Annotated in this window: 14 protein-coding genes; all 14 read right to left on the reverse strand. The window is 48.9% G+C overall.

Annotated features, from left to right (window positions below; translation table 11 throughout):
* Window positions 1-191: 191 nt before the first annotated feature.
* Window positions 192-917, reverse strand: coding sequence for a response regulator transcription factor (locus LQ229_RS02420; protein WP_216536715.1), 726 nt, complete (start codon window positions 915-917; stop codon window positions 192-194).
* Window positions 907-2,073: a sensor histidine kinase gene (locus LQ229_RS02425; protein WP_216536714.1), complete on the reverse strand. Its 1,167-nt coding sequence runs from the start codon at window positions 2,071-2,073 to the stop codon at window positions 907-909. The genes LQ229_RS02420 and LQ229_RS02425 overlap by 11 nt, the downstream gene beginning before the upstream one ends.
* A gap of 112 nt (window positions 2,074-2,185) precedes the next feature.
* A complete protein-coding gene (locus LQ229_RS02430; protein ID WP_356709349.1) occupies window positions 2,186-4,846 on the reverse strand; it encodes a stalk domain-containing protein in 2,661 nt (886 codons plus the stop codon).
* Between the two features lie 619 nt (window positions 4,847-5,465).
* On the reverse strand, window positions 5,466-6,536 hold the full coding sequence (locus LQ229_RS02435) for an efflux RND transporter periplasmic adaptor subunit (RefSeq protein ID WP_230190868.1): 1,071 nt from the start codon (window positions 6,534-6,536) through the stop codon (window positions 5,466-5,468).
* Window positions 6,529-9,642, reverse strand: coding sequence for an efflux RND transporter permease subunit (locus LQ229_RS02440; protein ID WP_230190869.1), 3,114 nt, complete (start codon window positions 9,640-9,642; stop codon window positions 6,529-6,531). Before LQ229_RS02440 ends, LQ229_RS02435 begins: the two co-directional genes overlap by 8 nt.
* A 275-nt stretch (window positions 9,643-9,917) precedes the next feature.
* Window positions 9,918-11,288: a HAMP domain-containing sensor histidine kinase gene (locus LQ229_RS02445; RefSeq protein WP_230190870.1), complete on the reverse strand. Its 1,371-nt coding sequence runs from the start codon at window positions 11,286-11,288 to the stop codon at window positions 9,918-9,920.
* Complete coding sequence (locus tag LQ229_RS02450) at window positions 11,285-11,968, reverse strand: response regulator transcription factor (protein ID WP_216536710.1); 684 nt, start codon at window positions 11,966-11,968, stop codon at window positions 11,285-11,287. The genes LQ229_RS02445 and LQ229_RS02450 overlap by 4 nt, the downstream gene beginning before the upstream one ends.
* A 28-nt stretch (window positions 11,969-11,996) precedes the next feature.
* Window positions 11,997-14,549, reverse strand: coding sequence for a hypothetical protein (locus LQ229_RS02455; RefSeq protein ID WP_230190871.1), 2,553 nt, complete (start codon window positions 14,547-14,549; stop codon window positions 11,997-11,999).
* A 413-nt stretch (window positions 14,550-14,962) separates the two neighbouring features.
* Window positions 14,963-18,646: a SwmB domain-containing protein gene (locus tag LQ229_RS02460; RefSeq protein ID WP_230190872.1), complete on the reverse strand. Its 3,684-nt coding sequence runs from the start codon at window positions 18,644-18,646 to the stop codon at window positions 14,963-14,965.
* 352 nt (window positions 18,647-18,998) lie between these two features.
* The gene (locus LQ229_RS02465) at window positions 18,999-19,427 is read right to left on the reverse strand and encodes a hypothetical protein (protein WP_230190873.1); all 429 of its coding nucleotides are present in this window, start codon (window positions 19,425-19,427) and stop codon (window positions 18,999-19,001) included.
* 158 nt (window positions 19,428-19,585) lie between these two features.
* The gene (metK, locus tag LQ229_RS02470) at window positions 19,586-20,788 is read right to left on the reverse strand and encodes a methionine adenosyltransferase (protein ID WP_230190874.1); all 1,203 of its coding nucleotides are present in this window, start codon (window positions 20,786-20,788) and stop codon (window positions 19,586-19,588) included.
* 173 nt (window positions 20,789-20,961) lie between these two features.
* Entirely contained in the window at window positions 20,962-21,243 is a 282-nt protein-coding gene (locus tag LQ229_RS02475; RefSeq protein ID WP_230190875.1) for an alpha/beta-type small acid-soluble spore protein, read from the reverse strand.
* 54 nt (window positions 21,244-21,297) lie between these two features.
* Window positions 21,298-21,834, reverse strand: a complete 537-nt coding sequence (locus tag LQ229_RS02480) for a hypothetical protein (protein WP_230190876.1) — start codon at window positions 21,832-21,834, stop codon at window positions 21,298-21,300.
* A gap of 21 nt (window positions 21,835-21,855) precedes the next feature.
* The gene (locus tag LQ229_RS02485) at window positions 21,856-24,363 is read right to left on the reverse strand and encodes a hypothetical protein (protein WP_230190877.1); all 2,508 of its coding nucleotides are present in this window, start codon (window positions 24,361-24,363) and stop codon (window positions 21,856-21,858) included.
* Window positions 24,364-24,476: the final 113 nt, after the last annotated feature.

Raw genomic sequence — 24,476 nt, forward strand, 5'->3', positions numbered from 1 at the left:
AAAGACAGGCGTCCTGTGCCGGAAAAGAAAGGATCGGAAAGACCAAACCCGGTCGGTCGCTTCGCATAACGATCGCGATCCGCCCATATTCAGCCATATTAATAACAAAAATGTAACCAGTTAGGCACACGTATCCGTATAAATTTCATTTTCAATGAATAGGGCGATTCCAAATTCAAATTACGTTTGCCTTACAACGTAACCCAACCCTGCTTAATCGAGTTGATTACCGCTTGCGTGCGATCGTCAACCTCCATTTTCTGCAAAATGCTGCTGACATGGTTTTTGACTGTCTTTTCGCTAATAAATAAATATTCTCCAATCATCTTGTTGCTTTTGCCTTCCGCCATGAGACGAAGAACTTCGGCTTCGCGCCGCGTCAACGGATTGTCCTCGGTTGCGATGAATTTCACTCCGGTATCATGCGATCCCGTGTTGTTGCCCATGACGCCGATTTCGTCAAGATAAGTCATGCGACGGAGCTGTTGAATCAGCTTGCCCGTCACCTTCGGATGTATGTACGCGTGTCCGGCGGCAACGGATCGAATGGCCGTGATTAGCGACTCGGCCTCCATATCTTTCAGCAGATATCCCGAAGCGCCTTTGCGCAACGTTTCGAATACATAGCTCTCGTCATCGTGAATCGACAGAATCAATACCTTGACCTCGGGAAAAATTTCGCGCAACCGCTCGGTGGCGACGACCCCGTTTTCTACCGGCATGTTGATATCCATCAAAACGACCTCGGGCTTCGTATGATTGCAAAATTCCAATACTTGAATTCCGTTGCCGCATTCCCCGATCACCTCGAGGTCTTCTTCCATATTCAATATTCGTTTTAAACCTTCGCGAAACAATTGATGATCGTCTGCGAGCAAAATTTTCAATTTGCCTCTGCCTGATATTCTATTCTCCATCCTCTAGCTCCTTTCGTTTCTCAACGTTCGTTGGAATAATGAAGATCACTTTGGTGCCTTGATTTTCAGCGGACTCAATCTCCATTCTGCCTTCCAGCAATTCGACCCGCTCGCGCATGCCGATAATGCCGAAGGACTGGATTTTCCCTTCCAACATCTCCACTCGAAAACCGCGGCCGTTATCTTGAACTACAATTTTAATCATTTGCGCCTGATAGGTGATATCCAGCGAAATGTAAGAAGCGTGCGCATGCTTCAAAGCATTGGTAAAAGCCTCCTGCACCAACCGGTACACAGCGGCTTCCATCGCGGATGAAAGGCGAATTTCTTTGCCCTTCACTTCAAATGTGGTGCGAATTTTCGACTTGTCTTCGAAATCTTGCACATATTTGCGCAGCGCAGGCATCAATCCCAAATCGTCCAAAGCCATCGGACGAAGATTGAAGATCACTTTGCGTATTTCCTCCAGACTATAACGAACTTGGGATTTTAGATCTACTATTTCGTGCTGGACCATGTCAAAATCCTTCTTTGCGAGCATTCTTTCGGCAATTTCGGTCCTTAGCACTAGATTCGCCAACGACTGGGCCGGACCGTCATGAATCTCACGCGCAATCCGTTTCCGTTCCTCTTCCTGAGCCAAAATAATTTTCAGCCCGATCAACTGGCGGTTTTTGGCCGATTCGAGGATTCGGGTCACTTGATTGAGATCGCCTGATAAATATTCCAACACGACATTAATTTGCGAACCGATCGTTTCGGCCCGCTCGATGGAATTTTCAACGTTGCGTACCCGCTTCTGCAGATCGTCCCGCCGCGCCCGAAGATAGACTTCTTTTTCCCGGTATATCATCAGATCGAGCTGCAATTGCGTCGCCTTTTCATACGCGGCTTTAATGTCTTCTTCCGTATAACGGACGAAATCCCGGCTCACCTCGGTCAAACGGATCCGAGCGCGCCGGTATTCGAGTTCCAGCTTGTCCACCTTATCTACTGTTTCGCTAGTCTCCTGAAATACACTCTGCAGTTCTTGATTAAGCGATCGCATTTCCGCCCTGGCGTTATCCAATATTTCGAAGATCTGATATTTGCTGTCTTCCATAACGTTAATGGCATTCTTAATAACGCGATCGATGACATCGGCTTGGTATTCCACACGGTCTGCTCCATTTCTACAGAGTTCTACAGAGTGTCCGTCCGGCCGGGGCGACAAACGTCTCCCTCCGCCGAACGGACCGCTAACGTTGATACTATCATAACATATTATATCAGTTGATCGTAATGGACTTGCTTTCCGGTTCCCAAGTAACTTTCAATCCTAGCTGTTCGGACACCAACCGCAGCGGAACCAGCGTACGGCCATCCCGTACAATCGGCGACACTTCGGCCGTTTTGCGCACGCCGCCCGCGATATATTCCTTCTGATCTACCCGCAGCTCGATCATTTGATTTCCGCGCAATACCGTAATCCCTCTCGTCTTGGCGTTCCAATCGGAACTTCCGCCAAATTCGTCAAGTATCATGCGAATCGGCACATACGTCGTTCCCTCAAGCTGAATCGGTGCGACGTCGGTCTTCTTGCTGTTGCCGTCGATGGAGACCGTCTTTTGATTCAACTTCAGCTGCATGACCGGACGCGGCAACTTCAATTGATCGGATGAAATCGGAGTTCTAAATATAATATTGTCAAAAGCGAGTTCTCCCGTCAAGGCGCGTTCGTCTTGACCCTCCTCGACGTTGACCGGATAGATCCGTTTCAGCTTCACAGGATAGCTCAAGTTATATTGCGTTAAATCGGCCTCCAGCGTCTGCCAACCGGTCCAATCGATATATTTGGCCAAGTCGATGTATACGGCGGAGCCGTTCGCGTCGGTCAGTTCGGCGCGCAGCCAGTTCAAGCTTCCGTCGCCCATCACGTCGATGCTCATCGAGCTTGGCGTGCCCGGAATGTCTCTGCCATTGGCGCCGTTGAATTCGGCATAGGCGTACATTTTGCCCGATCCTTGCGTCATATCGTATTTCAGTCGAAGCACGCCGGACGATTCCCTTCCGGGAACGCCTTTCTCAACAGCAGCTTGCCCCGTCACTTGGGAAGGCGATCCGTTAAACTGGATCGGATAATTGACGTTCTCGAAATCTTCCCACATCATATCGCTGTCCCCCGTCAATGTCAGCATCGTGCTGAATCCGTCGTATCGGGCGATGGCGTAGCCGATCGAAGCGTTCGGATTGACAGAACTTACCGTTAACGTGTTCTCGCTCACCGAGCCCTGGAAGCCGATAAACTCCCATTGCATCGCTCCGGAAGGCGCGGTCAACACGCGTCCGTCTTTCAACGTTACCGTGACCGGAACGGAAATTTGCGCTCCCTCTTTGAGAGCCCCGGCTTGCGTGCTGATCGCCATTCGATCGATTTGCGCGCCGCCGATCACTTCTACATTAATGCTTGCCTTGGCGCTGCCCGATTTTGCCGTAATTTCCGTTTTGCCCGGCTTGACCGCTTGCAGCGTTTGTCCGTTCCATGTCACGAGCGGATCTTTCGCGCTCCATGCCGGCTGCAGGCTGCTCGTATCCACCGGGTTATAATAGGTGTCGTAGCCTTTCATCGCATAAGTCGCTTGCTGCCCGACGAAGAGCACTTTCTCGCCGGAAATGGCAAGACCTTTCAGTTCGCCTTGCGGCGCCGTCGTATACACGCCCAGGCCGTTCACGACCCGGCGCTGCTGCGTACCGTACTCGGTCAAATGCGTCAGCTTCGGATCGAATTCGCCGAGCGGACGCGTCGCCATCGTTGTCGAGCCGCCGCCGTCCAAATTTACCGCTTTCCAAACGCCGATCGAGACCATAAAGTTTTGCAATTCCTTTAACGTCATGCCGCTGCTTGTATCGTTTTTTTCTACAGTTAAAATATAGGCTTTCTTCTGATCTTTCGAATAGCCGACAGCGGTGCGCGCACGCGCGCTGGAACCGCTGATCGAGCTCGTCGAGCGCGTATATCCGGACGGTTGCCCGTTCTCTACCAAAATCGTATGCCCGCCGATCATCATTTGGAATGAAGACGGATCGACTTCTGCCTGCGTCGTCTTGGACTTTAACCCGTAATCCGCGCGGAGCTTCTGCCCGACTTGCAAATGATCGCGCACGAAATTCGCGGCTTGTCCGTGCGTTCGCAAAATATAACCGTTCTCCGGAACAGCCATGGCAAATCCGCCTTGGTCGGAGATTTGCGCAATGACGCCGTCCTGTACCAGCACCTCGACCGGCGAGGCCGCGCTTGCTCGCGGACGCTCGATTTCCTTCCATGCGCTTGTATAAATATACATCGCGTTGGCATGGCTGTAATCTTTATTCGGTTCCGTCGTGTAGGCGGCCTTGTTGATGCCCGTCAGCGGGAACTCCGCTCCGTCCTCCGCCGTAACCGTTCCATGAAATTCATATTGATCGATAACCGGAACCCGGTCTTTGGTCAGCCCGAACGCATACATGCCTTCCAATTGCGACGGACTTGACATGAGATCGCCTTGCGAAATTTGCGCCCCCATCGGCACGCCTTCGGAATTCATGTTGAAATAGTCCCCGTTGACCCCGGCGACGGCTCCCGTCTCTTTCGCCATACCGGTCACGGACTGTACGGTCGTGAATTGATTCCCCTTGCCGGTCATGACGTCCAACTGGACGTACGGGTTGGTGAGATCGATTTCAATCACGTCTACTTGCGATTGCACCGTTTTGTTGCTTCTCGTCGATTTCCATTGATATTTTACTATTTTTGCGCCGGCCGTTAGCATATCTTCGCTCAACTTGGCGACAACGGGCCCCGACGCGGTCGAAGCGACCGTTACCGGCTTGTCCGCCGGCGCCGCGCCAACATGAGGCGCTCCGCCTAAAAGCGGCTGCAGCAGCAACGCACCCGTTATAGTTACAATCACAAATTTATTTCCCGCTAACCGAACGATCCAACGTGCCTTCTGATGCTCCCGATTCATTTTCTCGCAACTCTCCCATTCGCTATCCTCGGCTAGTTATAGCCTATGAATCTATTTTTACATTCCCTATTAATAGACTCATTTTTTAGGAAAAAGTTACGCATTTCGCGTATTTTTGCGAGATTCGAGAAGAAGGCATATGTCCGTTAACAGCCTGCGAACCAGCAATCCGACAACTTGCCGGATACGACGTTTCAAAGTTTTGTGCGACGCTTCATGATTTTCATGGCTTACAAAGCCATTGAAGCATTTTTCGGCCCTTTGTGAAAATCCCCCTCGTTCAGAAAGAGGGCGATTTCAAACAGAGCTTGATATGGTCACTGCGTGAAGTCTTTTCTTGAAACGTGACTTGGTCGCGGAAAGCCCGTCTATGTGTTTATAAGCGAGCTCACTATTTATACTTGAGTCTTCTGAGTGAGAGGGATTTTGATAGAAGGAGGGAGCGGTAATTCCGGGATCGGCAGAACCAAAAAATTGGGAACGAATGTACATTCGTTCCCAGAGTAATGTCGAGACGCTGACAACAAACGCCAGCGCTCTTGTATAAAAAGCGGCGGGGTCGTTACGACGTCGTGTCTTGTATAATATCCGCTTCCTGCCCGTCTTGAAGCTGGTGTTGACCGGAAATAACGACTTGTTCCCCTTGTGTCAAGCCTTCAAGCACTTCCTGGAATCCCTCGTTCAGACGTCCCAGCTTCACCGCGCGTTTTTCCACTTTGCCCTGAGCGTACACATATACGAATGTGTCGCTCTCTTCACGAACGATCGCGGTAGACGGAATCGTCAGCACTTCCTGCTCCGCTTCTTCGGTCAAGCGGAGTTGAACTTTCGAACCCGGTTTCAGCGTCTTCTCCGTATTCGCCGCTTCCAATTCCAGCGTATACGTTCTCGTCTTGGTATCCATAATATCGGCCAGGAAAACGATCTTCCCTCGAATCAACAGGTCCGGCCGATCCGCCTCGTAAAAGGCCAGTTCTTGCTTGCCGCGAATCAACCCAACGTTCTCTTCGGTGATATTCGCGACAATTTTCGCCGGATCGAGCTGCTGTACTTCCCCAACGACTCCCGGCGAGAGCCACATTCCTTTTTCCACCCCAAATTCCGTCAGAATGCCGCTTATGGATGCCGTCACTTTGTAGTTTTCTAGCGTGCGCTGGATTTCCTTCATGCCGATTTGCGCCACTTGAACTTCGTCTTCGAGCGGACGCAGCGCTTCGGAGTCATCGGGATTGGTCCACTTTCCGTTTTTTAAGTTTTCCTGGGCGCCGCGCAGCGTCAATTCCGCCTTCTGCTTCTGCAACAGCGTATCCGCAGGATCGAGTTCAAACAACAATTCGCCCTGCCGTACATGATCGCCGCGTTTCTTATAAACTTTCAACACTTCGCCGTTCGTTTTTAACGCAACTTCGCGTTTGGCCGACGGAGCCACTTCGGCTACCACTTCCACCGGCTCGCCAATGCTTCGCGTCTCGACAGCGCCCGCCCTGACCATAGGTTTCTGCGGAGCGTTCGCGGTTTGTTCGGCCTGCTTGTTCGCTTCGGAACCGCCGCCTGCGCATCCCGCCCCCAGCAGGGCAACCAGTGCGATCGTCGCGGCGCCGAGCAGACGCTTGTGCCAACCCCTATTATTCATCGATCATTACCCCTTTCAACATGTCGTCGGACGAATGCGTCTTTTCTCTTCTGCCGAACAGTCGCGCCACCCGATTTTTAAACGATTCGATCAGTTCGTACACGACCGGTACGACGACCAATGTTAATATTGTCGACGATGTCAAGCCGCCGATGACGACCACCGCCATCCCTTTCGAAATGAGCGTTCCGCCCTCGGAAATGCCGAGCGCAAGCGGCGACATGGCAACCGCCGTAACGACCGCCGTCATGACGATCGGACGAAGCCGGACGGCTCCCGCCTCCACAAGCGCATGGCGAACCGTATAGCCTTCCTTGCGCAACTGCTGCGCCCTGTCGATCAACAGAATTGCATTGGTCACCACGATCCCGATCAACATCATAAATCCGATCAGCGATGTAATATTGATCGATTCGCCCGTCACGAACAGTCCGACCAATCCCCCGATGACCGCAAGCGGCAGCGAGAACAAAATCGCGAACGGCGCGCTGGCGTTGCTGAACGCTACGACCATAATGAGATAGACGATGAATACGGCCGCGCCCATGGCGACGAATAACTGCGAGAAATTTTCCCCGATATCGGCATTGACGCCGCCGACTTCGCGCGATACGCCGTCCGGTAACGGTACTTGATCAAGGTCAATGGCAACTTGCGAGCTAATACCGCCTTTGTTCTGACCTTCGATTTTGGCGGAGATGGTGACCACCTGTTCTTGGCGATCCCGGCTAATGCTTGCCGGCGCTTCCACCTCTTTCAGTTTCGCAATGTCATCCAAGTAAACGACGGCTCCGTCGGCTGTCCGGAAAGTGATTTTCCCCAATTTGGCCATCGTACCCATATTCGATTTGTCGAGCTCCAACGTCGTTTTATACAGAACATTATCCAATTTCAGATCGCCGATATCGTCCTTTAACAGCCAGCTTCCTACGGTTTGCTGGACCAACGCGGCATTAAGACCGTATTGTCTTGCCTTGTTCTGGTCGACCTCGATTTCCAATTCCTTCTTGGCATCGCTCAGCGTATCCCTCACTTCCTTCAGTTCCGGATACTCCTTTAGCTTCTCTTTTATCATCGCCGCTGCCTCCGTGAGCAGTCGTTGATCGTCGCCTTTTAGCGAATATTGGAAATCGGCGCCTCCGCCTCCGCCGCCTTCCAACGTCCTCGCTTCCAATTCCGCGCCTTGGGGCAGTTCGGCCATCAATCTGGTTTTATAGTGTTCCCTGACCTGCTTGACTTCGCTATGCTCGTTTACTTCCGTATAAATTTGCGCCCTGTAAGGCAAAGGATCGGTCCCGTCGTTGTATCCCACAAAGGATTGAACAAACGTAAACTGCATGTCTCCGTTTTCGTCCTTCGCGTCCTGCAAAATTCGCTCCATATCTTTCACTTTGGCGTCGGTTGTTTGCAGCGAGGTTTCGTACGGCATTTTAATAGTATAGTAGAAAGCGCGCGGCTCTTCGTTTTCCGGCATCAGGGTAATCGGCAGAAACGGCACCGTCCCCACGATCGATACGATAAACAAACCGCCTGCGATAAGCAGCGTCAAAAACCGATGATTAAGCGTCACTTCTAAAATTTTACGGTACGTATGTGTAATTCGGCCTTCCTTATGTTCCTCATGTTTAATTTTGCCGCTCCGCAATACAAGCAGTTTGGCCAACAGCGGAATGACCGTCAGAGCGACCAGCAGCGAAGCCAGCATCGCGACGGCCAGCGTGATCGCGAACGGACGAAACATTTGCCCCGCCATGCCGCTGACCATACCGATCGGCGCGAAGACGCCGACGGTCGTTAATGTTGAGGATGTGATCGCGGAGGCGACTTGTACGGTCGCATGTTTTATAACCGATTCGCTGCGTTCCTCTACTTTCTGCAAATGAGAATATATATTCTCGATGACGACGATACTGTCGTCCACGACGCGCCCGACCGCAATAAACATACCGCCAAGGGTCAATATGTTCAGCGTAATGTTCAAATAATTCATAACGAGCAACGTGATCAAAATCGAGAGCGGGATCGAGACGAGCACAATTAACGTCATCCGCATGTTGCGCAGGAAAAGCAAGATCATCAGCGCAGCCAGCAGCGCGCCGGTGATGCCTTCTTTCAGCATGCCCTGGATCGATTTTTTCACTTCCGTCGAGGAGTTGTAGATCGTCTTGAACACGATGCCGGGATGCTTGGTTTGCCAATCCTCCGCCAATTGCAAGGCGTTGTCGGCAAATTCCACAGCGTTCGCGTCTTTCGTTTTATACAAAATAATGCCGATAGAAGGCTTATCGTCCATTCTGGCCACAAAGCCCGACTCCGAAATCGCCTCGATTTTCCCAAGCTGCCGCAGTAAAACCGTATTTCCCGCGCCGGTCGTCAAACCGATATTTTCCAGGCTGTACACGCTGTTAATGTTGCCCTTGACTCTGGCCATCAAAGTGTTGCCGTTCATCTCGACGGAACCGGCCGGAGCGCTCGTCAACACTTGTTGCAGTTCATTGGATACTTGCGGGGGAGTTAACCCGTACGCGGCAAGCTGCTCCGCATCCAGTTTAATCCGCAGCGTCGTTTCCCGCGAACCGATCTCGTCCATATGATCGAAACCGCTGAGCGCCTGGAATGCGGGCTTGATTTCTTTCGCAAACCATTGATCCAGTTCCGACTGGCTCATCCCGCCGTCCGCTGTAATGGATAAGTATAACGACGGAATGGAGGCCAATCCGAAAGTCGCCACCTTGGGACGGCTCGCGGAATCGGGAAGCTTGACTTCCTGCAGCAAGCTGTCGATCTCCGTCTTCTTCTTCTCCGGGTCAGCCTTCTCCTTAAGACTCACCGTAATGGTCGAGAAATTATCGCTCGACGTGGAAGCGACCGACTTCAAGCCGTCCAGACCGGCTATTTTTTTCTCAATCGGCTTCGTGACTTGCTCCATCACATCCTGAGGCGGCCCCGGGTACTGGGTCGTAATAAAAACCATCGGTACCGAAATATCCGGCATCAGCTCGGTTTTCAAGCCGGATGCCGCATAGATGCCCCCGCCGAACAACATCACAATGGCGATGATGACGGCCGCGGCCTGTTTCATCGAGATGCTGACAAGTTTGTTCATCGTTTCCCTCCTTTTCGTCCGTTCAATCCAACTCTTGCACGTTACCGCCGTAAGCGAACCGGATCGAACGAACTTCTCTCTTTATAAGATAGAGTAAAAGGGAATTATGAACTGAATATGAACAAGAGGTGTAAAAACAGTGCGGAAAAGATTTTTTCGAGGATACGGCGAATTCTTTCGATAGGCACGCTTACGGCGCGAAGCTGACGGGACGGCGAATCGAACGTCCGCTCGCCCCGTCGCGCAGCTTGCGCGAGTTGGTGGAAAGTATCTTCCTATAAGATCTTCGCCCGGCAATCGTACGGAAGAGTGACGGTAATCGCCGTTCCTTTACCGACCTCGCTATGTAGACGAATCGTCCCGTTATGAAGAAGAATGATTCTTTGCACGATGGCAAGACCGAGTCCGCTGCCGCCGATATTGCGGTTACGCGACCGGTCCGCTTTGTAGAACCGCTGAAATATGTACTTCTGGTCATCGGGGGAAATGCCGATGCCGGTATCCGCGAATGTGACGGAGACGAGCCGTACATCCTGACGGATGCGGATGGAAATCTCTCCGCCCTCCGGGGTAAATTTGATACTATTGCCCAACAAGTTAATCCATACTTGACCAAGTTGATCCCGGTCCGCCGTCAATTTGACGGTCGGCAAATCGAGGTCGACGGCGATCAGTTTGGCAGACCATTGCGGCTCACAGGAAACGACCGCTTGGCGGATCTGTTCGTCCAGACGGTACGTCTCCGGCTGAAAAGGATGATGGTCGGAATCGAGCGAAGCCAGCCGGAGCAAATTATCGCTTAGCCTAGACAGCCTTTCCGTTTCCGACAAAATAATATCCACATAACGATCGCGGTCGTTCTTCACAAGCCGATCGTTCTTCAACGCCTTGGCAAAACCGCCGATCGAAGTAAGCGGCGACTGGATTTCATGCGACACGTTCGACACGAAATCCTGACGAATTTGCTCCATCTGCTTCAGTTGGCGCCGCATATCGTCGAAGCTTTGGACGAGCACGCCCAACTCATCCTTGCGCTTGACTTTGAGATCCGAATCGAAATCCCCTTTGGCCATGCGCCGGGTCGCTTCGGTCATTTTGCGGAGCGGTCTGACCAGAAAAGTAGCCTCGATGACGAAAAACAAACTGCCGGCCGCCAGTACGATCCCCAGCATCGTTAGAATAATGTTGCCTACCGTATTGTCATCTTTAAACTCATCCGCCGGCTCCACGAACAGGGCGTACTTCCGATCTCCATCTCGAAAACCCAGTCCGACGAAAACACCCTCTACGCTCTTGCCGCGAACGGTCTCGCCGTTGAGCGCTTGCCGAATCTTTTCCCGATCTATCGGAACGCTGGATCGATTTTGGGTACCGTAAGTTTCAATTTCTCCTTCATCGGTAAATACGCGCAAACTCATTCCGTGCAATAATTCTTTGACATCGTCCATCAGCAGCGCCCGATTTTCCACCCCGGCGCGTTCGTAGACATTGATCAGCCCTTGCCCGAGCGTAACCATAGAATCTTGAACTTTTTCGTCCAACGCTTTCTCATACATATACCCAGTCAGAACGGCAGCCGCGATCAGGCTCACGATGACAGCCGCCAGAAACATAAGGACGATCCGGATGTATAAGGATTTGATCACGCCGTAACCTCCAGCCTGTAGCCGAGCCCGTAGACCGTTTCGATGCGAAAAGGCTGAGGCGCGGCCTCGCCTGCAAAACGTTCCCTCAGTCGCTTAATATGTACGTCCACCGTCCGGTCGTCTCCCTCGTAGTCCATGCCCCATATATCTACAATTAATTGTTCCCTCGTAAAAATTTGTCCGGGATAGCTTGCCAATTTAAACAGCAGTTCGAATTCTTTGGGAGGCAGCGAAGACACTTCCGATCCGCGGATCACTTTATGCGTTTGTCTGTTCAGAATGACATCGCCGATTTGAATTGTTTGCGACAGGGCGATCCGGTAACGCTTCAGCAGCGCCTTCACCCGAACGACCAGTTCGACCGGATCGAACGGCTTCACCAGATAATCGTCGGTGCCAAGATTGAAACCTTTCACCTTCTGTCCGGTTTCCCCTTTCGCCGTCACCATCAGCAGCGGAATGTCCGGATAGCTGCGCCGCAACTCGCTGCATAATTGCCATCCGTCCATGATCGGCATCATAATATCCAACACGACCAGGTCGATCGACGCGCTTTCCATGACGGACATCGCTTCCGCCCCATTCTCGGTCTGGATCGTCTCGAATCCTTCATTGTTCAAAAATAAACACATCAGCTCGCGAATATGCGCATCGTCATCGACGACCAAGATGGTTGCCATCGTTGCTGCCTCCCTCAAGATCATTCTATCAATCTATTCGTTCGTAAAAATAGACTCCATTATGTGCGATCTTCCTTTTTTGTCCTTGAAAACGATCGTGCAGCACCACCTGATAATTCCCGCTGCTCTTCTCGTCAAATCTTGCGCCGTCGAACACGACAGACATCGATTTATTGCTGCCAAGCGCCATTTCCTTCTCAAACTCAATCTCTTTCTCGCTCGAATGTCCGCCCGAATCGATCAATTCGATGACAAGTCTATGTTCGTAGTCTCCCATCTCATACTGCAAATCCCGATCCAACTGGTAAGTAAAATTAATTTTGGCCGACGAACCTAGCAGTTCTCCTTTCAATTGGGTAATCGAGAACTTGTACGGATAAATCTCCAGTCCGGCAAAGCCGGATTTATATGGATTCGTATCCTGCGCCAGTTCCAGAGCGGCGGCGTTTACGTACCCGGTCGGCAATTCCTTCGCCAACGACATCCTTCCCTCCGCTACGCCCTCGCCGACGATTAATTTCATATTGCCGGTCGTAACATGCTTCGGCACCTTGGTCCATAGAGTAACAAGCTTCACCCCTTGCGGGCTCGTCGCATAATCCGCCTGCGTCACATTCGCCTGATAATACAAGCCGTCTTCCGACATATAATAACCGACGAGTTGCGAAAGGTGGGCCTGCCGCGTCTCCAAATTTTTCATTTCCAAATCGGTAGCGATAATGTTCGAACCTGCGCCGGGATACAGAACCGACTTGCGCGCTTTGATTTCCGCCTGGCGGCCTGCCGTTGCGATCGTATACGTTTCGCCGTTGCCGACGACGGGGATTTCGCTCATTGAACCGGTATGGATAAAATCTACCAGCGGGTTGGGCGTTCCCCCAATTTGTTCGAGCAACCCGATTTGCAATTGAGAGTAATCCAAATTATGCGGAACATGGGCAACAAGGTACAAGTCTACTGCGCTCTTCGGAGCGAGAACGTAATTGGCATTGCTCGGCACCAGATTGGAGCCTTCCGCTTCGGCTCCGTCCAGTTTGAACAATCCTTGCATTTTCGGCAGTTCTACCGCTTTCAGACCTTCGTTGTTCACCGCGATGCGGGCCGCTACAAGATCGCTGTCCACCCAGGGCAAACGTTGAACGGACATCAGTCTCATCGTATAATTGCCCTGCTTGCCTGCAATCGTGTACTTGGCACCGAGCGAATCGGTCATCGGTTGTACGTCTGGAACGCGAAAGACGGCAATCGGATACGACAGTTCGCCGCGCTGTTGAGTCGGTAGCATCGGTTCGCTTATGGAAAGCGTCATATGCCGGACCTGAGCGGCTCCGGGAATGGTTGCGGACAGCGTTAAATTTTTCTCTTCAAGCGGCTTTAATGCAACTTCGTTCAAAGCGGCGGTCGTAATCGGAAAAGAAATTCCGCTCTCTCCTCGTACCGTAAATTCGTAATTGGGCAATTTTACGGTTTGCGCGCCGGCGTTGCGCAAGTTCAATTGGAGGGACAGCACATCGTCCTCGGCACCGCGATGCAGACGCGCCGAGGTTAGTTTCGCCGTTACTTTGTTGCTGCCGACCGCTATTTCTTTAGCCGCATAATTGTCGGCCGCGTATGCGTCGAGCGACGGTTCCGGCAACGAGAAGGTCGCTACCGCGTATGGTTTCCCCACCGCCTGTTCTCCGCCGTCCTTCCGGATCACTTGCAATTGCAAACGTTCCTTCATCGCGCTGGCAGGAATCTTCGCCATCATACGCAGCGTCTTCTTATCGAGCGGCTGAAGCGTGTATTCCTCGCTTGCCGCATCGGGCTGGAGCGGATAATTGGCTCCGTTCGCCGCTGCAACGACGAACATGAATGGCGGGTTATCTGCCGCCTTGGCACCGCTGTTTTCAATTTCAACGGCAACGGCCGCCATATCGTAGTCGTCCAAACGATATGTATAGAAATGTTCGACGCGCAGCTTCAACGGCAAATCGTTGTATTTTACCGTCCTGGCGTTGGGATAGGGGGTTGCCGCGTTATAGGATTTCGGGATGGCAAACGAACCGATTACTTGCTCGTACCCGTTTTTGCTGAAGTCCCATTTTACGACCTCAATCCGCAGGTCGCCCAGATTGACCTCCTTGCCAAGGTTGACGTAGTATGTGATATCCGTTTGCGATTGAGGCGCCAGCCGTTTCTTGACCTGATCTGCGCCAACCAACTTGGAGGGCAGCACAGCCCCGCTTGTCGTCTTGACTCTCGACCAATAATCGTGCAGTTGCAATTCCTTGGCCCCGTTGTTGATATAAGTTAACATATACGCCGCGACATTCCCTTCATCCTGCCGCAATAGCTGAATATCCGCCAGCTTGGCGCTAATATTCGCCGATAATGTCACGGCAGGCAAAGAAAGGTTCGCCTTTGCGGCGTCGGCCGTTTTGCCGCCCGCTTCCCGATTCGCGATTTTTTGCGAGGTCCCGTTCGCAGCCGATCCGGTCTTCGTTTCCTCCGCGTGCGCCGCCATAGGCGCCATCTGTCCGATCAGCAAGGCGCTTAGCGCTGCGAACAATATTCCTTTTATTCCTTTTATTCCTTTCATCTGTGTACTCCTCTCCTCTTTTTCTGTAAATAAACTTGAAAGATTCGTTCGAGGTCAGCGTACCGAAGGAATATGAACAGAGTATGAACAAACCGGAAAGGAAACTATTGCTTACGAAACCTGCAATCGTTATTTGGGCAAAAATGAAGTTTCTATATTTTCTAGCGAAACTAGACATCGCTATTGCCCAAAAAACAAGGTTATGGAGCAGGATTTCGCCCTGATAACGACTCTGAGTTTCGCTAAATTTGCAATGGTACCGTTTTTACGGTAATAGCGGTACTCAAATTCATTAGGCGGGCTGAACGTCGGGCGGGCTCTCGCTCCCCTAACAGTAAAGCAAAAAGAGCAAGGGGTTGTGGGAATCAAACCACGAACCTCGCTCTTTTGTGCTGCATCGTTATGCAATAATGTTATTCCAAATACTCAATCGCTTGCATCATGCGCTTCAGCATCACAGTTGCTTCCGCGCGTGTCGCATTGCCTCTCGGTACAAACGTATCAATCGTTCTTCCCTGAATAATCCCGCTTTGCACCGCTTTAGCGACCGCATCCGCCCCGACACTGCTGATTTGATTGCGGTCTTTGAATTTTTGCAGGATCGTGTTGGCGTTTTGAGTCAAGGTTACCGGATTTCCGGTATGTTCCATCGCCCGAATCATCATGAGCGCCATTTGCTCGCGCGTAATCGGGTCGTTCGGCTTAAACGTGCCGTCGGTATGACCCGTAATGATACCCGCTCTCGTCGCCGCCTCGATATACACGCCTGTTGCGGTATTCGGGGCGACGTCGGAAAATTTGGCCGTGGCGCTTCGATCGCCGGTAAGGCCAAGCGCCCGCGCTATAAACACGGCAAATTCCGCTCGTGTAATATTTTTGCCCGGCACGAACGACGACACGGTTTGCCCGTCGATCACGAATTTGGAAGCCAGTTGCCGAATATCCGCGGCAGCCCAATGATTGCGAATATCGCTGTAATCTTTGTTTCTCGTTACGGCTGCATAAATATTGTTGCTGACGCCCTTAAAATTCATCACCGTCAAAGTTCCTTCCTGGATAATGAAGGTAGGGGCGTAAGTATATTTGTTTACCAGAGCGTCAAAGCTTATCATCGTCGTGCGATCGCGCACGATATTTTGTCTCACCCGCAACAAATGCTCCGTATTCACATTCAACGCTCTAGTGGTGTTTCCGATGAGAACGGAAATGCTATATTCATATGGCTCGACGATAAGTTTCGCGCCTTCGGCATTCAATTGAGAGATGCCGAAACTGCCGCCGGTCGAGCTGCTTTGTCTCTCAATTTGGAAGAGCAAATGGATCGAACTAACATTTGTGTTGAATTGTCGTGCAATGGCGTCCGCGTTTATATTTTTCAGCGGCAGCCGATATACGGTATCGCCATATCGTACGGACATTACCGTATCATTATCGAGCTTGTACACCGCTTGCAGCGTCTCTAACGGAACCGCTACCGATGCGGCTCCTTCTCCTCCCGGAACGTCAAATGCCAACTCGATCGTATCGGCGCCGTATGCATTTTCAATGATGTACTCGAACGCTTGCTGCAATTGCTCTTTATTGATCGTATAACGGTTAATCGTTTTGCCTCCGCGCGAACGGTCCGCGCTCTTAGCCGCTCCTTCCGGTTTAAGCAAAAAAATCTCGTCTATAAACAAATCTCGCGGCGACGTCGTCATAAACCCTGGCGTACCGTCCGGTAAATTCGTCTGGTTCACGACCGATTGGTTCGTAAAACCTTTCATTGCGTTGCCGCTAGAGTCTTTCAACGGATTGTTCCCCGGCACATAAGTTAGCGTTACCGCTTGCCCGCCATCCACGGGTTGGGCGAGCATAATCGTTATTGTCGCTCCGTTTAAAGAAACCGATGTGATTTGCCGCGGCGCATTGTTTACTCTTACGGCAAACTGATTGCTTGCAAGTTCCGATGTCGCCGTCACCGTTTTTGTTAAAGTTAGAGTCAATACGTCTTCGCGTACGACTGCCGTCTTGACGGTTGCGATTTGGCTATCCGTCGCGTTGGTTGCCTTCACCGCATCGAATGCCGGCGCATTGTTGTAATTCCAGTCTCTTAAACGCGGACTTCCCGGCACATACGAAACGGTTACGTTCTGGGTTTTGGCAACGGACGACACGAGCGTCAGTATGACTTTGTTGCTGTCGAACTCGACTTTGTTGACGTAGCGCGCCGCATTATCAACAAGTACCGAGAAATGACTGTTCATCGGTATACTATTGGAATCCATCGGTTTATTATACGTCAGCGTAACTTTATTCCCGGCAATCGTCGCTTCTTTGAGCACTGGGGCTTTATTGTCGTTAACATTCTTCACGAAAAGGTCGGAAGCCGTCGCTACGCGATTGCCGTTATAGGTTTCGAGCGGATACGATCCCGGCGTATAGTCAATCTGTACGACTTCGCCGTTAGCAACGCTTGTGTCCAGAGTGATAACCAAGGAAGAACTGCTGCTCGTGCCGTTGCTACTCGTGCCGATCGTTTTCCCGTCCGCCTTTACCGTGAACTGCGTATGTGCATATGACGACGGGCTTTTCAATGTCTCGCTGAAATACAAAGTCATAGACTTTCCGTTTACAGTTCCGCTTGTAATTTTAGGCAATGTCGTATCTACGGTGTTGGTTACCGTATAATTGCTGAAGCCTGCGGCCTTATTTCCGTATAAATCCTGAATCGGCCAAGATCCTCCGGCAGTATAGGAGATTTTGATCACCTGCCCAACGGCGACGCCGCTGGAAAGCGAAACATAGACGCTGTCCCCGCTTACTCTCACGGATGACACCCCGCGCTTCTCGCCGTTCACGGTAACGGTATAGTTCGAGGCGGACGATTCGTAATAGCTATCCAGCGACTTATTATATTGCAGCCTGATCGTGTTATTATTGTGCATCTTGGCCGACGATAAAGTCGGCGGCGTTCGATCCGGGTCTCCGGTCGTAAAGCTCCATTCCCCGCTGCCGTACATGCCGGAATAATAATTGCCGGAATTGTCTCTGAAAAGCCCCGAAGGGATCTCCACATAATATGTGGCGTTATGATCGAATTTCGTTTCGGGACGAATCGTCACTTCCCGCTTATTCGAGTAAATAATCGGATCGCCGATGATAGAAGAAGAAGTGCCCATTTTGTAAATACGAATCGTCCCCGAATAAATAGAAACTTCGTTGTTGAATCGAATGGTTAAATCGGAATTGACCGGGACGCTGCTCGAACGATTTGACGGCGTCAAATCGGTGACGTACAACCCGGAATAAGAGTCTGCGCGAAATCTCCAGTCGCTTGTGCTGGATATGCCCGAGAAATTCACGTTCGACAGATTTTTGAAAGCTCCGCTATCGATTTTTACGTAATACCAAGTTCCCGTCGATAGGTTTATCCGGGGATTAATCGTAATCGTCGAGGTTCCTCCCCCGCTAACGTCGCTGGAAGATATCGGGATTCGCTTGACCAAGCGATTGTACCGTTCCTCGTAAATCGTAATATCCCCGGAACCGTATTTTACGGCTTCGTTGAACGTAATACGCAGCGTCGGATAGGTGCCGGCACCGCTCGATCCGTTGCTCGGGCTCAGCGAAGTAATGTAAGGGGCGCCTGCGGAACCTTTGGTCGATAAGCTCCACTCTACCTTGTTAGAGAGCCCGCCCGAATTGCCTCGAAAAGCGCCGGCGTCGATGCTGACGAGGTACCGCCTTCCCGAATTGAAATTTTTGCTAGGTTGGATCGTGACTACATTATTATTAATTGAAACCCTGCTGGAAGTAACCGAAAAAGAATCGAATGAAACATTGCTATTAAGATCGTCAATTCGAATATACCCAGACGCTTTGGAAACGGGTTCGTTAAACGTAATGACTAAGCTCGCTCCTAGCTCCACGTTGTCTCTCGGATACACATCAGTAGAGTAAACCGCATCCGTCGCAGCAGTTACAGTTTGAATGTCGTAGGGCATGATGCCGCCAGCCCACGATTTGCTCCCTGGGGTTTCCGAAACGGCTAGAATTCCTATAAAAAGTTCAAAGAATAGTAAAACAGATAAGACTTTTGCAATCTTTGTCTTCATGTATTTCCGCTCCCCATTGTTTAAAAATGCTTCATGAATCTCTTGACCTGCTGTCGGCAATCTGAACATACCTGTATAAATTAAATCGGCATAAAGGAGGAAGAAGTTTAGAGCAGAATAAGGAAAAGCCACCGTAAAGGTGACTTGCTATATTTTTCTATTAAATTCATCTCGGCTAACTTGGAGTTGATCCTTTAGTATTCTGGCAAAAAGTCCTTTGGAATAATCTTGATATCCCCTAGATATCTTGGTTATTTTATAGCTCCCGTCTTCTAACCTCTTTCTGTAAAAATCATGGTCAGTAGACTTGAATAGTTCCCAACCGTCGTTTTCACAGAATTTCCGATGATCTCTAGTATTCGACATTTATGAATTCTCTTACTTCCTTTGCCTCTTTCTGCATCATTACTTTTAGAACAAAAGGGAAGTGTTCTCGTCTATTAGGAGCATGAATATATAAGGAGAAGCTGTTAAATAAGTAATCCTGGGCATATTCAATCAGATCATCGATCAAGTGGTCTAAAGATTCTTCTTTTGTACGGCCATAACCAATCAAGTCCGTAATTTCGTGAAATGACGAAATAAAATTCCCCTCTTCGTCTTGTTCAAAAAAGGCATTTAATATCACATTTTGAACGAGAGGCTGTATATGCTGCAAATTGATGGCCATAAAGTGGTCTCTACGCCGATTTACGATTTTAGGCGACTTGTGAACAACTTCATCGATAAATTCACTAAAGTGTTCTCTGACATCTGACGATTTCATTGCATAGCCTATCATAAACATTCCCCCTTCACCTCCAATTGTATCTTATTCGTACGAATTGTACAATATGTACGATACGTAATATCATTTCCAATAAAGGGGATGTTATACGACGTTTTAGCCAAAATATAAAAAAGAGCCGAGACAAGTCTCAGCTCTAATAATTTCCAAGATTAATTTTGCGCTTGCTGTTTCAATTGCTCCGCCTTGTCGACGCGTTCCCATGGAAGATCGACATCCGTACGGCCGAAATGACCGTATGCCGCCGTTTGACGGTAAATCGGCCGGCGCAGGTCAAGCATTTTGATAATGCCTGCCGGACGCAAGTCGAAATTGTTGCGGATTAATTCGACCAGTTTCTCCTCGCTCACTTTGCCCGTACCGTAAGTATCTACATTGATCGAGACGGGATTCGCCACGCCGATCGCATAGGCCAATTGGATTTCGCATTTATCGGCAAGACCTGCGGCAACCAAATTCTTAGCCACGTAGCGCGCAGCATAAGCCGCGGAACGGTCGACCTTCGTTGGATCTTTCCCGGAGAATGCGCCGCCTCCATGGCGCGCGTAACCGCCGTATGTGTCGACAATAATTTTGCGCCCCGTCAGTCCGGCATCGCCTTGCGGTCCGCCGATGACGAAGCGTCCGGTCGGGTTAATGAAATATTTCGTTTGGTCGTCAAGCAATTCGGCAGGGACAACCGGAGCAATAACTTTCTCCATAATGTCCTTTTGAATTTGATCTAAAGTAACGCTCTCCGCATGTTGTGTGGAAACGACGATCGTATCGACACGCACCGGTTTTTCATCAACATATTCGATCGTTACTTGCGTTTTGCCGTCAGGTCGAAGGTAATCGAGTGTGCCGTCCTTCCGAACCTCCGATAAACGTCGAGCGATACGATGCGATAAAGCAATCGGCAACGGCATTAACTCAGGCGTTTCGTTGGTGGCAAAACCGAACATCAACCCTTGGTCGCCCGCTCCGATATTTTCGGTTTCTTTATCCATTTGATTCGGATCGCGATTTTCCAATGCAGCGTTAACGCCTTGCGCGATATCCGCCGACTGCTCGTTTAAGGAAGTCAGCACGGCGCAGGTATTATAATCGAAACCGTATTTGGCACGGGTATATCCGATATCTTTAATCGTATTGCGTACGATTGACGGAATATCGACATATTCCGATTTCGTCGAAATTTCTCCAATGACAAGCACTAAACCTGTCGCTACGGATACCTCGCATGCAACGCGCGCATTCGGATCGTTCTCCAGAAACGCATCCAATACCGCATCCGAGATCTGATCGCAAATTTTATCGGGATGTCCTTCCGTCACCGATTCGGATGTAAATAAATGTCGCCCTTTTACAGACATAACGTTCTCAACCTCCAACCATCAATTATTATGCGAAAAACAATGAGTCCCTACACAAAAAATGAACCTTTCCCGTATGGAAAAGGTTGTTATACAATCCTTCGAAACACATAATACTTTATTTGTCTTAGCATGTCAATGTATGAATACTGGGGATAATAGCCATAATATGCTCAAGAATGGGAAACGGTGCTTTCCGCGTCGCGGACCAGTTTCCTAGTCATATGGCCGCCAATGGCGCCGGTTTCCCGGGATGTCATATGGCCGTAATATCCGCGAACCGCATGACCGGCACTTCCTTGCTCTCCCAGTTCGGAAGCGAACTCCGTATCCCCGAATCCGCTAGAACCGAAGGACGAACCAATCGGCGTTCCCAGTTCAGCCGAAATTTCGTATTTCAGTTGATCCATCGCTTTCCGGCTTTCCTTCACAATTAACTGATTGCGATTTGCCATCTAAAGCTGCACCTCCATAATGATTTTGGTGATACAGCCTTAGTATGTGTGGAATCATTGAATTTCATAATTGCCGCGAACCATCACCGTCAGCCCGTTTTTCTGCCCCGGATCAGGCATGACGCCTCTTCCGTCGCGCGGAAACAGCAGCAAGTGGTTATTTGTTACTGCTTGTCCATTTTTTATATCCTTACCGTCCGTCAAATCGGAGATTCCATTCTCATCCGGGCTGTGTACAACCGCTTTGCCCGCACGGACGATAAATTCGGTGCCTCCCTTGGCGATCAGCTTCTCCCCGACTTTCACATCGACGATTTGCAGTTCTTTGCTAGCCGATTGCCCTCCATTGCCTGTTTGGCCGCTTTCGGAACCTTGTCCTGCATTGCCATTATTAGACACTGGCAAACCGCCGTTCAGCGCCTTCTGGATCTGCTGATCCACATAACTCTTCGTCACCACCGGATCATCCGCCGACCCGGGGGAGCCGCCCGAGGCGACTCCGTCCGCGCTGGTGGATAGGACGTTGCCGAGGATGAAGCCAACACTTAGCATACCCAGTACAACAGCAAATTTGTATATGTTTCTTTTCATTTTAGGACTCCTATTTCAGATCTAAAATTCATTCGTCAAATTAACACCGTTATTTGCAAGCTTGCGTTTCAACCCTTGGAATTTATCGTGGATGTTCACATGGTAAACTCCAGCATTCATATCGTCCATACTCGAGCCGCTAAAACTTACTGTTACAGTTCTGCTGTTTCCTTCTTCAAGATCTCCATCAAACGATAGTTCTTTCTCATGGGAAACACCCCTTGCATCGATAAACTCGAATACAAGTTTGTGTCCGTATTCACCCATTTCATAACTTAAATCTCTTCTTAAGTTATAAGTTATGCCGATCGTAACTGAAGATCCAGCCAATGTGCCCTTCATATTTGTAATCGAAATGGTGTATGGGAACATCTCAATTTCTTGGAAAACTTGTTTATATTGATTAGTACTGAACTTCAAATTGAGAGCAGAAGCATTTACATAAGCACTCGACTCACCCTTAGGTGGAGTCATTTTATCTTCAGTGATGCCTTCGCCGACAATTAGCTTCATATTTGTTGTATTAATATTTTTTGGAACTTTTGCCCATAATGTGACAATGTTTTTTCCGCCTGGGCTTGTAGCATGATCAACTTGAATAGCATTTGCCTGATAATATTGTCCATCCTCTGTAGCATAGTAGCCTACAAGTTGGGAAAGATTAGCCTGACGGGATTCTAAGCTTTCCATTTCCAAATCAGTGTAAATGATATTTGTTCCGGATCCAGGGTAAATGATTGATTCTCTAGCTTTAATCTGCGCTTGGCGTCCTGCGGTATTAATATCATAAGTGGTTCCGAATTCTACTTCAGGAATTTCTTTGAGTTTTCCAGTATTAATAAATTGAATTAGTTCGGCACTAGTTTCCCCGATTTTTTCCATCAAGTCAATTTGTAACTCTTTGAAGTCTAATCCATTAGGAACTTTTGCTACCATATATAAATCTAGCGAAGATTTAGGACCTACGACCATGCTGCTGTTACTTTGAACCAATTTATTATCTCCGCTTGCCAAAGCCCCGTCGATTTTGAATACACCTTCCATTTTAGGCAATTCGATCGCTTTAACACCCTCATTTTGAATGGTCATATTCGCTGCAACGATATCCCCATCTACCCAGGGAAGCCGTTGAATGGACGACAATTTAATTGTAAAGTTTCCTTTTTCATTTGTAATATTATACTTGATTCCTTGAGAATTTGTTGTCGGATTTACTGCTGGAATATCATATATTGCTACCGGAAAATCCAATTTTTCTTCTTTCTGATTCGGATCGGTCGGTTGGTTTAACGAAAGTTTTAAATCTTGAATTCCCGCGCTCTTCGGAATGGAAACACTTAGTCGTATGTCTTTTTCCTCCAAAGGCTTAAGTGTAGTACCTTCCAAAACTTTTGTCGTTATCGGGAATTTATAACCGTCAGTTCCCAAAACAACAAATTCATAGTTAGGAAGTTTCACTGTTTGCGAGCTGGTATTATTAAAATTAAAGTTTAAGGACACTTGATATTCGTCGGTTCCTTGACTGATTCTAGTATTTGTAATTTTTGTCGATACTTTTGAATTGCCTACAGTAATATCCTTTGCTTCATAACTTCCCGTAACCATTTCTTCCATACTATTGTTCGGCAATTGGAATGTAGCGACCGCCAAATTGCTGGAAGGCGCTTTCTCCCCTCCGCCATCTTCTTGGATAATCTGTAACTGCAGATTATCCGTTTTTACATTTTTCGGAATCATTGTCATTAAATTTAGTGTTTTTTTATCATGCGGTTGTATTTTGTAATCAACGCTTGTCGCGTCTGCTTGCAACGGATAGCTTGCTCCATCAGAAGTTCTAATCATAAATTTGTATTTAGGATCATCAATGACTTTATAGCCGGCGTTCTCAATTTGTAATGCAACCGTCGCATAATAATAATCGTCGGATTGATACATGAAAAATTGGTTTACAGTAACTTTACCCCAAACGTCGTTAATGTTCATATTTTTAATTTTATTGAACTGAGTTGCGGTAGTAAACGTGTTTGGAATTTGAAACGTTCCTAGCTTATCCTCATAATTCGGTTTACTAAAATCCCATTTCACAACTTCAAAAATAAGATCGTTAAGTTTCGTATTTTTGCCTATTTTCGAAAAATATGTAACACTTACTTGAGATTGCGGTGACACCCGTTTCTTCTCTTTATCCTTAGCGAGAAGATTGCTGGAATACACAGTTCCGCTTTTTGATTTAACTCTTGACCAGTAATCGATTAACGAAATATCTTTAGCATCGTTATTATAGAAGGTTAACGTATAAGTTAACACATCCCCTTCATCTGTCGTTAAAATATTGACATCCGTTAATTTAACATTGCTTTTTGCCGAGACTTTTACAGGTTTTAATTGATCCAAGGTATATGTTGGTTGAGGCTTATTGATAGTCACGGCATTTTTATTAGTAGCTTCCTTGGCCTCTGCTATTGCTGCCATTTGTCCTAACAAAAGGGTGACTGACAGTACGGCGGCCACTTTTTTCATTCTGTTCAAGATTTCTCCTCCTTGTTTAAATGCTTATATCTTATTAAACGTATTGAAGAGGCATAAAGTTTCGTTTTTACCTTATTAAATCTTCTGTTTTTAAATTCTTAATTTCAATTTAT

This window comes from Paenibacillus sp. CECT 9249 (genome assembly GCF_918697855.1).
Classification (GTDB): domain Bacteria; phylum Bacillota; class Bacilli; order Paenibacillales; family Paenibacillaceae; genus MSJ-34.